Below are 12,828 nucleotides of genomic sequence, written 5' to 3'. Positions count from 1 at the left end.
CCCCTACAGATTTACAGCCGGCCGGTCAAGGACTGGGCGGTGGTCGTGTCGAAGTCGTCGTAGCGGCTCATCGCCTCGAGAATTGCGTGCTCCGCTTCGTCGTACTGCGTGTACAGATTCCGCAGCGCCTGCGCGTAGGAGTCGTTCATTCCCGCCGCGCGCTCGGCGAACTTGGTGGCGATCGCCTCGCCGACCGGATTGGCCCCCAGTTTCGGCGACACCGCGAGGAAACCGGTGTTGTCGAGCAGGGCCGCGACGGCGTCCTTTCCGGAACGGATCTTGTTCAGGACGGCCTGCGCAGCGTCCGGATCGATCCCGACCTGCCCGTTGGCCGCAGCGTCCCGAAACGCGGCGGCGTCCGCATAGCTGCTGTTCGGCATGTGTTCGCTCTCCTGTCCCCAGCACAGCCCGACTCGGCTCAGCACCTGCGATCTTCGCTAAGGTTAACGCACTCGAGGTACCCCTAGGACGAGTTCTCGCCTATTCGGGTTCCTTTTTCGCAGAAAGTATCCGTGCGCGACGCCGGACCGTTACGACGAGTAGACGCGAGGGTCGAGCGTTCCGATGAACGGAAGGTCCCGGTAGCGCTCCGCGTAGTCGAGGCCGTAACCGACGACGAACTCGTTCGGGATGTCGAACCCGACGTAACGCACCGGTACATCCACCTTCACGGCCTCCCTCTTGCGCAGCAGCGAGCACACGTTCAGGGATGCGGGGTTGCGGCTGGCGAGGTTCTTCAGCAACCAGGACAGCGTCAGGCCCGAATCGACGATGTCCTCGACGATCAGCACGTCGCGTCCCGCGATGTCGCGATCGAGATCCTTCAGAATCCGCACGACACCCGAGGACGACGTCGCCGACCCGTACGACGACACCGCCATGAACTCCAGCTGCGCCGGAACCGGCAACGCACGAGCGAAGTCGGTCATGAACATGACCGCACCCTTCAGCACACCGACGAGCACGAGATCGGTCGGCATCTTCTCTGTCGGGTAGTCGGCCGCGACCTTCTCGGCCAGCTCGGCGACCTTGTCCTTGATCTGCTCCTCGGTGATGAGCACGGAGGCGATGTCGCCCTCGTACACGGTCAGCTCCCTGGGGTGGTGGGTTGGCAACGGTTCAAAACGAGCTTTCCATGCGCCCTTCGCGCCTCGACACCGCCGGGTAGGAAAACGCCGCCTTGGCCACGCCAGCGCTCCACGAGCTCATCGACGGACCGCAGGTGCGCGTCCGTCAGCTCGCGAACGCCGCCATGCAGCAGCCAGGTTCGCAACACCCTCCTGCGCACCGGTGACGGCACCGTGGCGAGCACCTCCACGCGCAGGCCCGCGCCGTCGAGGGCACCGGCGAGAACCTCGTCCGCGATCGAATCGAGTGCGTCACAGTCCTCACGCAATTGCCGCGCCGTCCTGGCGAGCGCCGCGGCCACCCCACCGGCCAGCACGTCTTCGAGCAGCGGAAGAACCTCCTCGCGCAGCCTCACCCTGCGGAACCGGGGGTCGGTGTTGTGCGGGTCGTCCCACGGGTGCACGCCGAGTTCGTGGCAGGCGGCCCTCGTGACGGCTCGGGGCGTGTCGAGCAGCGGTCGTGCCCACGGCACCTCGAAGGGGCGCATACCGGCCAGCGACCTCGGCCCCGACCCTCTGCCGAGGCCGAGCAGCACCGTCTCGGCCTGGTCGTCGAGCGTGTGACCAAGCAGCACCAGCGCGCTTTCCGCCGCGTTGTCACGCAGCGCCGCGTACCGCGCCCTTCGCGCGGCGGCCTCGGGGCCTCCGGGGCCTTCCACTGTCACGGCAAGCACCTTCGCCGTGTGCACACCGAGGCGCAGCGCCTCATCGGCCGCCCGCCGCGCGATCTCCGACGAACCAGCCTGGAGCTGGTGGTCCACTACGAGGGCGCACACCCGCACCCCGAGCCTGCCCCCGACGTGGGCCGCCGCCTCGGCCAGCGCGAGCGAGTCGGCACCGCCCGACACCCCCACGTACAGCTCGCCCGCGCGAAGGTGTGCGGCGTGCTCCGGTTCCGAGAGAAAACTTCGCACCGCCCTCCGCACGGATAGCACCGCGTCGAGTGGGCGCCTGCGCGGTGGCACGTGCTCTAGTGCATCCGGCGAAGCCATGCCTTCGGGTCCTTGATCTCGGCTCTGCTCGGCAGCGTCTCGGGCGACGTCCAGACCGCGTTGAACCCGTCCATCCCCACCGCGTCTACCACCTCGCGCGTGAACGCCGAACCGAGCGCGTACTGACGGACCTTGGCCTCGACGCCGAGCAGGCCACGGAGCAGCCTGTCGATCGGGCCGCCGGACTCTCGGCGAGCGGTGAACCGCCGCCGGATCGTGGCCACGCTCGGCACGACCTTCGGCCCCACCGCGTCCATCACGTAGTCGGCGTGCCCTTCGAGCAGGGTGGACAACGCCAGCAGGCGGTCGAACACGATCCGCTGCTCTGGGGTCTGCACCAGTTCGGCGACCCCGACGGAATCGGTCCCACGCGCCTCGCGCAGTCGCCGCACGTTGGCGGGCAGCCGCGACAGCAGCGTGGGAAGTCCTTCCGACTCGGTGAAACCGCCGATCAGCCTGCCGACCTCGTCGGCGAAGTGGTCGCGCAGCCACTCGACGGCCGTGAACTGGAGCCGGTGGGTGCACTCGTGCAGGCACACCCACATGCGGAAATCCCTGCCGGACACGCGCATGGCCCGCTGCGCGGTCACCACGTTGGGAGCGACGAGCAGCAGCCGTCCCCTGTGGTCGTCACCGCCGAACGGGTCGTACTGGCCGAGCACCCTCGTTCCGAGGAAGGCCAGCACCGCGCCCGTCTGCACACCGGCACCGCCTGCCAGCAACGGAGCGAGGACGCCACCCTGCCCCTCGTCGCGTAGCGCCCTGCTGGTCAGTTCATCGAGGCCCGACGCGACGGCCCGCACCCAGCCGGGGCGATCGACGACCTCGCCCGGCGGCAGCGGCAGCCCTGCCCCGAGCCCGGTGAGAGCCCTGACATGCCGCTCGGCTTCCACGGTGAAGTCGCGCAGCTCCGTGACGACCCTCTCGGCCTCGGCGGGGTCCACCACCGGACCGCCCCTGACCAGGTAAGCACCGGTCGAGGCCGCCACCGACCAGTCGATCAGCGGCCTCGGCTTCCGGTCCCGCTGCGGGGTCGCGGACCTCACGACGGCCGCTTCGGCTCGCTCGACGTCGCGCTGCCGATGCTGCTGGTGCTCACGTGTCGTCCTTTCGCCGCCTACCTCGGCTTCGACGCTACCCGTCCTCAGTGGCAGCCACAGCCACGCAGTGCGCTCGTGATGCGGTCGAGGGCGGCGCGCGCCGCGTCGTCGTTCTGTCCCGTGGACATCAGCGCGAAGGTCAGTACACGCCCCTCCGAGGTGAGCACGACCCCGGCGAGTGTGTGCACACCGGACAGCGTTCCCGTCTTGCCTCGCACCCAGCCTCGGCCTGCCGAGGAGGACTCCTCGCCGTAGCGCACGGCCAGCGTTCCGCTGCCGCCTGCGACGGGAAGGCCGATGAGCAGGGGACGCAGCCTCGTCGTGATCTCGTCCTCGTCGGGTGAGGCCGCCAGCGAGAGCACCTGGGTCAACGTCGCAGGGCGCACCTTGTTAAGTGGGGAAAGGCCACTGCCGTCGTGCAGCACAGCGCCATCGACGTCGATGCCGTTGCGCTTCAACACCTCCAGCGTGGCCTCGGCACCGCCGTCGAAGGACGCTTCCTTGCCCTCCGCGACGGCGACCTGCCTCGCCAGTACCTCGCCCAACAGGTTGTCGGACTCCACAAGCGCGTATCGCACCAGCTCATCGACAGGGGCCGACCACACCTCGCCGAGCACCTCCGCGTTCTCCGGCACGGTTGTCGTGCCGCCGACCTCGGCGCCGATGCGCTCCGCGAACTCCTGGGCCAGGTGCTGTGCGGGGTCGCTGTGCCCCATCGACTTCTTGTTCGTCGGGTCGGAACGACCGCCGTCGAGCATGGCCGGTTGCACCTTGACCATGAAGGTAGACGGCACGTCCTCCGGAGCCCAACCGGCGCCCGTCTCGGGACCGGTGTAGGCGGAAAGGTCGAGTTCGACCTTGTTGACGTCTCCTCCCGTGGCCTTTTCGACCTGTTCCACGAGGTCGTCGAGGTGCGCGGCACCCTTGAAGATCGACTCCTGTCCCTTCGGCAGCGACGACAGCGTGACGTCGCCACCGCCCACCAGCACCACGGTTCCCGGTTCGGAACCTCGCACCACCCTGGTCGGCAGCCGCATATCGTGATCGAGCGCCAGCAGCGCGGCGGCGCTCACGAGCACCTTCGTCGTGGACGCGGGGGTGGCCGTCGTGGTGCCGCCGCGCTCCCACAGCTGCTGTCCCGTCGCGGGGTCCACCACGCTGCCGGAGAGCTCGCCAAGGTCGGGGTCCGTGGCGAGTTCTCCGATCGCGGCGGCGACCCCGGAAGGAGTGGGTGCGGCACCAGACGCCGAAGCCTCGCTCAGCGCAAGCCGGACCTCCTGCGGTCGCGGCGGGTCCGCCTGCGGCGCGTTGGGCGCCCACGGCAGGCCGAGGCGGTTCGACACGGGTGGCAGAGCCAGCGTGACGCCTGCCACGAGCAACAACACGACGGCGATCGACACCGCGACCAGCACGCGCCGCCGCCGTGGCTTCCCCTCGGTGGCATCAGAGGAGCCGGAGGGACCGGTCGGATCGGTGGGATCGGGCGGGCCTGCGGGGTCGGCCGGACCTGTGCCCTCGGCACTCGTGGAGCCCTGAGCATGCGCCGAAGGCGCCGGGCTCACCGGGTTCGCTCCGTACGCGGCCCCGCTCCTCTGCGGTTCCCCGCCGACGTGCTGCCCGCCGCCCTGCTGCCCGTTCGACGAGGTTCTCTCCGAAGGTCCAGCGGCACCGACCGGCGCGCGAACCGCCTGCTGAGTGCCGGTGTCGGCCCGCGCACCGGGGTGGACGGGCTGCTGCTCTCCCGTGTTCGGCTGTCCCGGCTCGATCCGCTGCGGCCACGCCTGCCTTCCCGCAGGCGGCACGCTGCCCGGTCTCGGCTGTGGCGGCGCGGAGTTCGGCTGTCTCTGCGGCCACCCGGCAGGCGGTTGCCTCGGCCCGGGATCGCGCGCCTGCTGATACTGCGCTTGCCGCGGCTGCTGGGACTGGTGCCGCTCGTGCCGCTGGTCGGGGAGATCCGGGTTCGCACGCTGGGGAGGGCTCTGCGGACCATGGCGCTGCGGGTTGTGAGGTTGCGGTTCCTGACGCTGCGGGTCCTGCCCCTGCTGTCGTTGGGGAGGACGCTGCGTGTGCTCCTGCTCCGATCCAGGAGTGTGCTGAGCCTGTCGCGGCTCCTGCGGCCAGGCAGGCTGGTGGCCGGTCCGCTCCGGTTCGTCCGCGTGCCGTGGTGGAGTGAAGAGGCCCCGAACCGCCGGCTCTCCCGACGCATCGTTCGCCGGGTTCGTGGGAATCCTCACCTTGTCTGTCGTCTGGCTCGACGAGGAGTCAAGATTGTCCGGCGCGTCTTCGGGATCATGGTCGGCGGACGGCCATCTCGGCCCCGAACCATCTCCAGTGCCAGGCAAAGCCCCTCCTCGCGGTCAAGAGGGCAGACGTCACATTTGGACACCATGCGTGCCGCGCCTACCCGTGCGTGGTCCACACTAGTGAAGACCGAAGTGATCACGTGTGAGCCGCCCGGTTGAGCAGCGGCGCCAGAGACGAGGCAGCGAGGACGGCGTGGAGTTCGACGTCACGATCGAAATCCCCAAAGGGGAGCGCAACAAGTACGAGGTGGACCACAAGACGGGGCGCATCCGGCTGGACCGGACCCTGTTCACGGCCACGCAGTATCCGGCCGACTACGGGTTCATCGACGACACGCTGGGCCGGGACGGTGACCCGCTCGACGTTCTCGTCCTCGTGCAGGAGCCCACGTTCCCCGGCTGCCTGATCCGATGCAGGGCCATCGGCATGTTCCGCATGACCGACGAGAAGGGCCCCGACGACAAGGTTCTCGCCGTGCCGTCGGACGACCCACGCATGGAGCACCTGAGGGACATCCACCACCTCAACGAGTTCCACAAGCTGGAGATCGAGCACTTCTTCCAGGTCTACAAGGACCTTGAGCCCGCCAAGAGCGTCGAGGGTTCCTCGTGGGCCAGCCGCGCCGAGGCCGAGGCTGAGATCCAGCGCTCCTACGAGCGCGAGGCCGCTCACAAGGAGGAGCAGGCAGGCGAGCAGTGAGCCGCCGATCATGAACCAGGAGTCGGGCCCCGTCGCTTCGTGCGGCGGGGCCCGACTCGGATTCAGCCCTCCACGGTCACTCCCATCGAACGGGCAGTGCCCGCGACGATCCGCATCGCAGCCTCGACGTCCGAGGTGTTCAGGTCGGGGAGTTTGCGCTCGGCGACCCTTCTCAGCGCGTCGCGGCTGAGCACTCCAGCCGCCTCGTGTCCCGGTCTTGCCGAGCCAGGGCCACCCAGTTCCTTACGGATCAGGTGCGAGGTCGGCGGCGTCTTGTATCGCATCGAGAACGACCGGTCCTCGAACACGGTGATCACGACGGGGACGACTTCGCCCCGCTGACCCGCCGTCGCCGCGTCGTAAGCGCGTTTGACCTCGACGAGGTTGACCCCGGTCTGCCCGAGCGCCTTGCCGATGTCCGGCACCGGTGCTTCGCCCGCAGGCAGCTGGAGTGTGGTCTCGAACTTCTTCTTCGCCTTGCTTGTCGCCACGAGCGGCGACGCTATGGTCTCCAGTGGCTGGAGACTCCAGGTCTTTTACCGGATCTCCGTGACGCCGTCGGCGTGCCTGCGGGCGAGAGCGCGGTAGACCTCGGCGTTGTGGTCCACCCACGCCCTCGCCGTGTCCGTGAGCGGGGTGAAGCTCTTCGCCGGGCTGCCCTTCGCGATCATCTCGTCCGGCACCTGCGTACCGGGGGTGATGGTGGCGCCTGCCGCGACGAGGCTCCGCCTGCCCACCACGGCCTTGTCGAGCACGATCGACCCGTTGCCCACGAGCGCCTGCTCACCGATGACGCAGTCGTGGACTATGCACGAGTGGCCGATGGTGGCGTTGGCCCCGATCTCGCACACCCCGTCGTTGACATGCACCACCGTGTTGTCCTGAACGTTGGCACCCTCCCGCACCACGATCCGGCCGAAGTCGCCCCGCAGCACGGCGCCGTACCAGATCGAGGCTCCCTTCTCCACGACGACGTCGCCGACCAGCGTGGCTGTGGGGGCGATCCAGGCTTCCGGATGCACGGTGGGGCTCACGCCCTCGAACGAGAACAACGGCATGGAGACACCCTAGTCTCCGGCGGGCAGCCGTGACGATCATCGAAATGCGAAGAGGCCCCCTCCACGTGGGAGGGGGCCTCTTGCCGGAGCCGCCTGGGGGAATCGAACCCCCGACCTGCTCATTACGAGTGAGCCGCTCTGGCCGACTGAGCTAAGGCGGCGCGCGGGCGTACCCGGCTTGCGAACGAGTATAGCGATCCCGTTTCCGGCGTCACCCGAGGGGGCCGACGTCGTTGATCCGGGCACGACACCGGCACCGCAGCCGGGTCGGTGGCTACTGGGAGGACTTCTCGCATGCGCAGGAAGAGCCACAGCCGTCCCCGCGTCCTCGCGCTGCCCGTCACGGCCGTGCTGCTCGCGCTGCTGGCCGCACCGGCCGCCGCGCAGACCGTGCCCACGACTCCGGAACCCGAACCGGCGGAGGATGGCCAGCCACCGATCTCGGTGGAGACGAAGCCGAAAGGCCGCGTGATGGCGGAGGCGAGCACCGCACTAGGAGTGTTGCGCCTGCTGCCCGAGGCCGTGAAGGCCGAAGCCACCATGCCGGGCTGGGACGAGAACCTGCCGAGGCAATCGGCGCTGGAAGGCGGGTTCGCCCTGTCCTACACCAGAGCGGACAGCGAATCACACCTTTCCTACGAGCGGTCGATAGCCGAGGCCGCGCCCTTCGGGCTTTCCGTCGCGGGACACACTCCTCAGGCGCCGGGCTCGGTCGTGCAGACGGCGCTGCCCGACAACGACAAGGCGCTCTCCACCGGACTGGAATCTCCCGACAATCCGCTGGTGAACGTGAGCGCGCTCGCGGGAAGGGCACACGCGAGGTGGAGCGAGACCGTCGGCCCGTGTGTCGGCACCGTCGCCGACGCGGGGACATCGGCGGCGAGCCTTTCCCTCGCCAACGCGATCCCGACGATGCCGGACGCCAACCGGATCGCGGAGGCGGGTGGCGAACTCGGTGCCGCGCTGGAGGAGCTGCCCGGTTCGCTGGCGAACCTGGGCGGCCTGCTGTCCGGTTCGCGTGCCGGCGCCGGAGGGGCAGGCTTCCTCGTCAGCGTGGACAAGGCATTGTCAACCCGGTCGGTGGTACGGCTCGTGGACATCGGGGAAGGGAGGACGACCCGCAAGGCCGTCGAAGCCGTCTCGACGCTTCAGGCAGGCAGGATCGACATCCTGAAGGGAACGCCGCTCGGCCTCACCGTCAGGGTCGCAGGCCAGCCGACCCTGCGTGTCGTGTCCACAGGAGAGGCCGAGACCTCGACAGTCGAGTACACGGCGCCTGTGCTGACCGTCGAACGAAACGGCACGACGCTGTTCCGGCTGGACGCGGCCAACCCGACCGCCGACGTCCCCATCGGCCTCCCACTGCCGGAACTGAAAGACCTCCCCGGCTACGAGGACCTGTCGGACACGCCGGTGGTCGGCGACGCGGCGGAGCGGATCGACGGCACACTGGCCACGCTGTCCGGTGAGGCCGCGGACCGGGTGCTCGACATCGGTGTGCTCAGATTGAGCATCGCCGAAATCGACGAGAACGCGCGGACGGTGACGAAGCCGTTCGCCGGGCACCAGGTGACAGCGGTGGCACGCATGCTCGACGTGCGGGTCCTGCCGACGGACCGCCTGCGGGATCTTCTGCCCGAGGAGCAGGCACGGACGTTGCCCTCCGCGCTGGTCCAGGTGTCGCTCGGCGAGCAGACAGCCGACGCCTACGCACCGGAGGGCGGCGTGGATTGCTCCGAGCCCGAGGAGCCCGGTCAGGCCGCTCCCCGCGAGCCTGCCCCACCCGCCAACCCCAGCAGGCCAGATCGGCCCGACGTGCCCGCCGCCCTCGCACACACGAGCGCCGCCTACTCGGCCGTGCCCCTGTTCTGGACCGGGACGGCGTTGCTGCTGACCGGCGTCGTCCTGGTGGCGGCGCTACCCAACCGGCCGGTCCGCGCCCCGGCGGGGACGAGACCGTCACCCCACCCCAGAAGCACCTGATGCCCCTGCACGCGTGTCCGCACTTCCCGCACGCGTGTCCGCACTTCCCGCACGCGTGTCCGCACTTCCCGCACGCGTGTCCGCACTTCCCGCACGCGTGTCCGCACTTCCCGCACGCGTGTCCGCACTTCCCGCACGCGTGTCCGCACTTCCCGCACGCGTGTCCGCACTTCCCGCACGCGTGTCCGGGCGCAAGTGCGCCGGACACGCGTGCAGGAAACGGACACCGCCCATGGGCGGGATCAGCCTTCGCGCAGCGTCGTCAGCATCGCCTCGACGGCGATGCGGGGCTTGACGTTCCAGCCGATGGCATCGCGACAGGCCAGCACGGCTTCGAGTCGGCGCAGCGTGGACACCGGGCCCCACAGCCTGGCCGCCTCGGCCGACTGCTCGGCGAAGTCGGGATGGGTCAGGGCCGCTGTCGAGCCACCTGCCTGCACCAGCGCGTCGCGGTAGAAGCCGGCCAGGTCAACGAGCGCGAGGTCGAGCGTGTCGCGCTGGGTTCTGGTCGCCCGCGACTTCTGGCGCTTCTCCAGCGCTCTGACGGCGGCGTCGGCGGCCCGCTTGGCCGCCGAGACACCCTTGCCTGTGCCGCCGGAACCCATCGCGGTGCGCAGAGCTTCCTGCTCCACCTCGTCGCGGGCCCTGCTCTCCTCGGTCGCGTCGGTCTCGGCCGTTTTGATCAGCTCGTCGGCGCACCGGAACACGTCGTCGGCGCGCCGCAGCCCCAGCGGGATACGGAGCACGGCCGCTCTTCTCTCCCTTGTGCTGTCGTCCGTGGCCAGTCTGCGAGCGCGCCCGACGTGTCCGCCACACACCGAGGCCGCCCACCGCGCACGCTCGGGGTCGATGCCGTCACGCTCCACGAGCACGGTCGCGATCGCCTCTGGTGACGGCGTGCGAAGATTCACCAGTCTGCACCGCGACCGGATGGTGACACTCACGTCGTCAGGGTGGTCCGACGGCGCACACAGCAGGAACACCGTCCGCTCCGCAGGCTCCTCGACCGCCTTCAACAGCGCGTTCGACGCCCCCTCGGTGAGCCGGTCGGCATCCTCGATGATCACAACCTGCCACCGTCCCGTCGTCGGCCTGCGAGCGGCGGCTTGAACGAGCGCGCGCATCTCGCCGACGGAAATGGAAAGGCCCTCGGGTACCACGAGTTTCACGTCGGCGTGCGTGCCCGCGAGCGTGGTCCGGCAGCCCTGGCACTCACCGCACCCGGCGTCGAGCGTGCATTGCAGCGCCGCCGCGAAAACCCGCGCGGCCACCGACCGCCCCGAACCGGGAGGGCCGGTGAACAGCCACGCATGGGTCATCGAACCGTGGTCGTCGGTGCGGCCGGACACCAGCGCCGCCGCCGACTCCGCAGCCGAAGCCAGCGTCTCCACGGCCTGTTCCTGCCCCACCAGCTGCGACCACACCCGGCCGGTGGTGCCTGCCGGGGCGGCAGAATTCGTCACTGTTGCGCCACCTCTCGCGTGATCGACGGCAACACGACCTTCCCCGACAACGCACCCCACACCGACGTCCGCACCCGCTCCGCGATCTCGTCCTCGGTGCCCTCCGCGTCAACGACGACGTACCGGTCGGGGGCCGAAGCCGCCATCTCGGCCAGCATCTCCTGCACCCGCCAATGGTGCTCCGCGGTGTTCGTCGATCGATCCTCACCTTCACCGGGTTCGGCGTCGAGCAGCACCGTGAGATCGGGGCGCAGCCTTCCCGTCGCCCAGTCTGTGAGCCCTTCGAGCTCGGCGACATCGAGTTCCGCGACTGTCGAGAGGTGCGCGAGCGGCGTGTCCACGAATCGCTCCATCACCACGATCGCGCCGCTGTCGAGCGCGGGCCGCACGTCTCGCTCGACGATGTCGGCACGCACAGCCGCGGCGGCCAGCGCCCTCGCCCTCGCGCCACCGAGCGAAGCGCCCGAGATGAGGGACGTCAGCCGCTCGTCGTCGAGTGCGGGATCGGCGGCCAGCACCACGGGACGCGGCCCGTTGCCGAGCCACTCGGCGAGCCTGGCCGCTTGCGCCTCCGTGTCCGCCGCCGTCGTGCCCTCCAGCGCGATGAGCACGCCGTTCACCCGGTGTGGGCGGCGACGGATGACGTTGCGGAGGTCGGCGAAGATCGGCTCGGTGCGCCGCGAATCCATCTGCCGGTAGGCGATCACACCGACGAGCGCGGCCAGCAGTCCTCCTGCCAGCAACACGGGGCGGGTCCCGTCGATGATGAGCCGGTTTCCCCACACGATGACCTCGCGCGGCTTGACCAGCCCGATCAAACCGGGCACCGCCGAGGTCGTCCCGAAAATGATGATCTTCAGCAGCGACTGGTAGATGGCGTTGATCCGGCCACGGATGCTGTCGTCGATCTGCGACCCGATGATCGTGATGCCCGTGAGGAACGCGCCACCCGCGCACGCGCCGACGAGCGCGACAGCCACGAGCGCCACCGCGAGGTGCGGCGCGAGCGCGACCACGACGAGGGCAAGCCCCGCGATCACGATGCCGACACCGAACAAGCGTTCGTGAGGGAGCCTGCGAGCCAGTTTCGGCGCACCGGCCAGCCCGATGGCCGCACCGACGAATACCGCCACGAACAACAATCCGAACGAGGCGTCTCCACCGCCGAGGCTCGACGAGTACGGTTTCGCCGACCCGATCACGGCGCCGCCTGCCGCGAAGGCGCCGACCATGCCGATGAGCAGTCCACGGATCAGCGGCGTGCTCCGCACGAACCGCACGCCGTCCTTGACCATGCTGCGGAAACCGCCCTGCTCACGCTCCGGCTTGCGCACCACCGGACGTTCGCCCGTCTCAGGCACCGGGTGCACGTTGCGCAGCGAAAGCTCGGGGATGCGCGCCACCAGCAACGCGCTCGCGAGGTAGAGCATGCCGTTCAGGACCACGACGATCTTGGCGGTGCCGAACTCGCCGAGCAGGTCGGGCGGAAGGTTGAACGTCGTCTGAATACCGGTGAGGATCGCGTAGATTCCGGCGCCGGTGACGACCGCGACCCCGTAGGTCATCACCATTCCGAGCTGGTTCGCCGTTTCCACCTGATCCCGGCGGCGGAGCAGATTGGGCACCGCCGCGTCCTTCGACGGAATCCACATCATCGCCGCGGAACCGACGAGGAAGTTGGCCACGAACAACCACAGGGGCGTGCCGACGATCGCGATCGAAATCAGCAGTCCGAAACGCACGAGATCGGCGACCACCATGATCTTGCGGCGGTCGAAACGGTCGGCGAGCATTCCACCGAGAGGCGCGAACAGCAGGCCGGGAAGCAGTTGGGTCAGCACGATGCCGGCGAAGGCGAAGTTCTGTGCCGTGTAGTCGTCGGTCAGTTTCGTGACGAGGCCGGTCAGCGCGAGCAGGGACAACCAGTCGGCCACGCTGCACAGATACGTGACGCCCCACAGCCGCCGGAACGGCCTGATGGCCAGCACCCGGCGAACCCTTCTCACGGTGGACGCCTCGTTGGACGCACTGGACACGCTGGAACGCGTCTCGGCGTCTCCTGCCCCCTTCTGCGACTCGTTGATGGGACCCCACCCTCTCTC

The 12,828-nt window shown here is 69.3% G+C and carries 11 protein-coding genes and 1 tRNA gene; 2 read left to right on the top strand and 10 right to left on the bottom strand.

The window, feature by feature from the left end:
- Window positions 1–11: 11 nt before the first annotated feature.
- From SACXIDRAFT_RS12315 to dacB, 5 genes are all read right to left on the bottom strand, one after another.
- On the bottom strand, window positions 12–380 hold the full coding sequence (locus SACXIDRAFT_RS12315) for a hypothetical protein (protein WP_006238890.1): 369 nt from the start codon (window positions 378–380) through the stop codon (window positions 12–14).
- 150 nt (window positions 381–530) lie between these two features.
- The gene (hpt, locus tag SACXIDRAFT_RS12310; RefSeq protein WP_006238889.1) at window positions 531–1,085 is read right to left on the bottom strand and encodes a hypoxanthine phosphoribosyltransferase; all 555 of its coding nucleotides are present in this window, start codon (window positions 1,083–1,085) and stop codon (window positions 531–533) included.
- Window positions 1,086–1,087: 2 nt separating this feature from the next.
- The gene (gene tilS, locus SACXIDRAFT_RS12305; RefSeq protein WP_006238888.1) at window positions 1,088–2,119 is read right to left on the bottom strand and encodes a tRNA lysidine(34) synthetase TilS; all 1,032 of its coding nucleotides are present in this window, start codon (window positions 2,117–2,119) and stop codon (window positions 1,088–1,090) included.
- Window positions 2,098–3,165 carry an Rv3626c family coenzyme F420 biosynthesis-associated protein gene (locus SACXIDRAFT_RS12300; protein WP_006238887.1) on the bottom strand — a complete coding sequence of 356 codons (1,068 nt, stop codon included), beginning with the start codon at window positions 3,163–3,165 and terminating at the stop codon, window positions 2,098–2,100. The genes tilS and SACXIDRAFT_RS12300 overlap by 22 nt, the downstream gene beginning before the upstream one ends.
- Window positions 3,166–3,263: 98 nt before the next feature.
- A complete protein-coding gene (gene dacB, locus SACXIDRAFT_RS12295; protein WP_232285298.1) occupies window positions 3,264–5,021 on the bottom strand; it encodes a D-alanyl-D-alanine carboxypeptidase/D-alanyl-D-alanine endopeptidase in 1,758 nt (585 codons plus the stop codon).
- Between the two features lie 694 nt (window positions 5,022–5,715).
- On the opposite strand from dacB, the gene SACXIDRAFT_RS12290 reads away from it, so the two are divergent.
- Window positions 5,716–6,222: an inorganic diphosphatase gene (locus SACXIDRAFT_RS12290; RefSeq protein WP_006238884.1), complete on the top strand. Its 507-nt coding sequence runs from the start codon at window positions 5,716–5,718 to the stop codon at window positions 6,220–6,222.
- 62 nt (window positions 6,223–6,284) lie between these two features.
- On the opposite strand, the gene SACXIDRAFT_RS12285 is transcribed toward SACXIDRAFT_RS12290, so the two are convergent.
- From SACXIDRAFT_RS12285 to SACXIDRAFT_RS12275, 3 genes are all read right to left on the bottom strand, one after another.
- The gene (locus SACXIDRAFT_RS12285; protein WP_006238883.1) at window positions 6,285–6,713 is read right to left on the bottom strand and encodes an uL11 family ribosomal protein; all 429 of its coding nucleotides are present in this window, start codon (window positions 6,711–6,713) and stop codon (window positions 6,285–6,287) included.
- Between the two features lie 45 nt (window positions 6,714–6,758).
- Window positions 6,759–7,280: a gamma carbonic anhydrase family protein gene (locus SACXIDRAFT_RS12280; protein ID WP_006238882.1), complete on the bottom strand. Its 522-nt coding sequence runs from the start codon at window positions 7,278–7,280 to the stop codon at window positions 6,759–6,761.
- 87 nt (window positions 7,281–7,367) lie between these two features.
- Window positions 7,368–7,441 (bottom strand) — tRNA-Thr (locus SACXIDRAFT_RS12275).
- A 133-nt stretch (window positions 7,442–7,574) separates the two neighbouring features.
- Between SACXIDRAFT_RS12275 and SACXIDRAFT_RS12270 the strand changes: the two genes are divergently transcribed.
- On the top strand, window positions 7,575–9,263 hold the full coding sequence (locus SACXIDRAFT_RS12270; protein ID WP_006238881.1) for a hypothetical protein: 1,689 nt from the start codon (window positions 7,575–7,577) through the stop codon (window positions 9,261–9,263).
- Window positions 9,264–9,505: 242 nt separating this feature from the next.
- On the opposite strand, the gene SACXIDRAFT_RS12260 is transcribed toward SACXIDRAFT_RS12270, so the two are convergent.
- Complete coding sequence (locus tag SACXIDRAFT_RS12260) at window positions 9,506–10,726, bottom strand: DNA polymerase III subunit delta' (RefSeq protein WP_006238880.1); 1,221 nt, start codon at window positions 10,724–10,726, stop codon at window positions 9,506–9,508.
- Window positions 10,723–12,762, bottom strand: coding sequence for a bifunctional MFS transporter/dTMP kinase (locus SACXIDRAFT_RS12255; protein WP_085978660.1), 2,040 nt, complete (start codon window positions 12,760–12,762; stop codon window positions 10,723–10,725). The genes SACXIDRAFT_RS12260 and SACXIDRAFT_RS12255 overlap by 4 nt, the downstream gene beginning before the upstream one ends.
- Window positions 12,763–12,828: the final 66 nt, after the last annotated feature.

Source organism: Saccharomonospora xinjiangensis XJ-54 (assembly GCF_000258175.1).
Taxonomy (GTDB): Bacteria; Actinomycetota; Actinomycetes; order Mycobacteriales; family Pseudonocardiaceae; genus Saccharomonospora; species Saccharomonospora xinjiangensis.
Note: the sequence above shows the minus strand (reverse complement) of the source record. Positions and strands in the feature narration are given on the sequence as shown.

Coding starts and splice junctions, on each gene's coding strand:
- SACXIDRAFT_RS12315 (WP_006238890.1), bottom strand. CDS start 380: ATGCCGAACAGCAGCTATGCGGACGCCGCCGCGTTTCGGGACGCTGCG.
- tilS (WP_006238888.1), bottom strand. CDS start 2,119: ATGGCTTCGCCGGATGCACTAGAGCACGTGCCACCGCGCAGGCGCCCA.
- SACXIDRAFT_RS12280 (WP_006238882.1), bottom strand. CDS start 7,280: ATGCCGTTGTTCTCGTTCGAGGGCGTGAGCCCCACCGTGCATCCGGAA.
- SACXIDRAFT_RS12270 (WP_006238881.1), top strand. CDS start 7,575: ATGCGCAGGAAGAGCCACAGCCGTCCCCGCGTCCTCGCGCTGCCCGTC.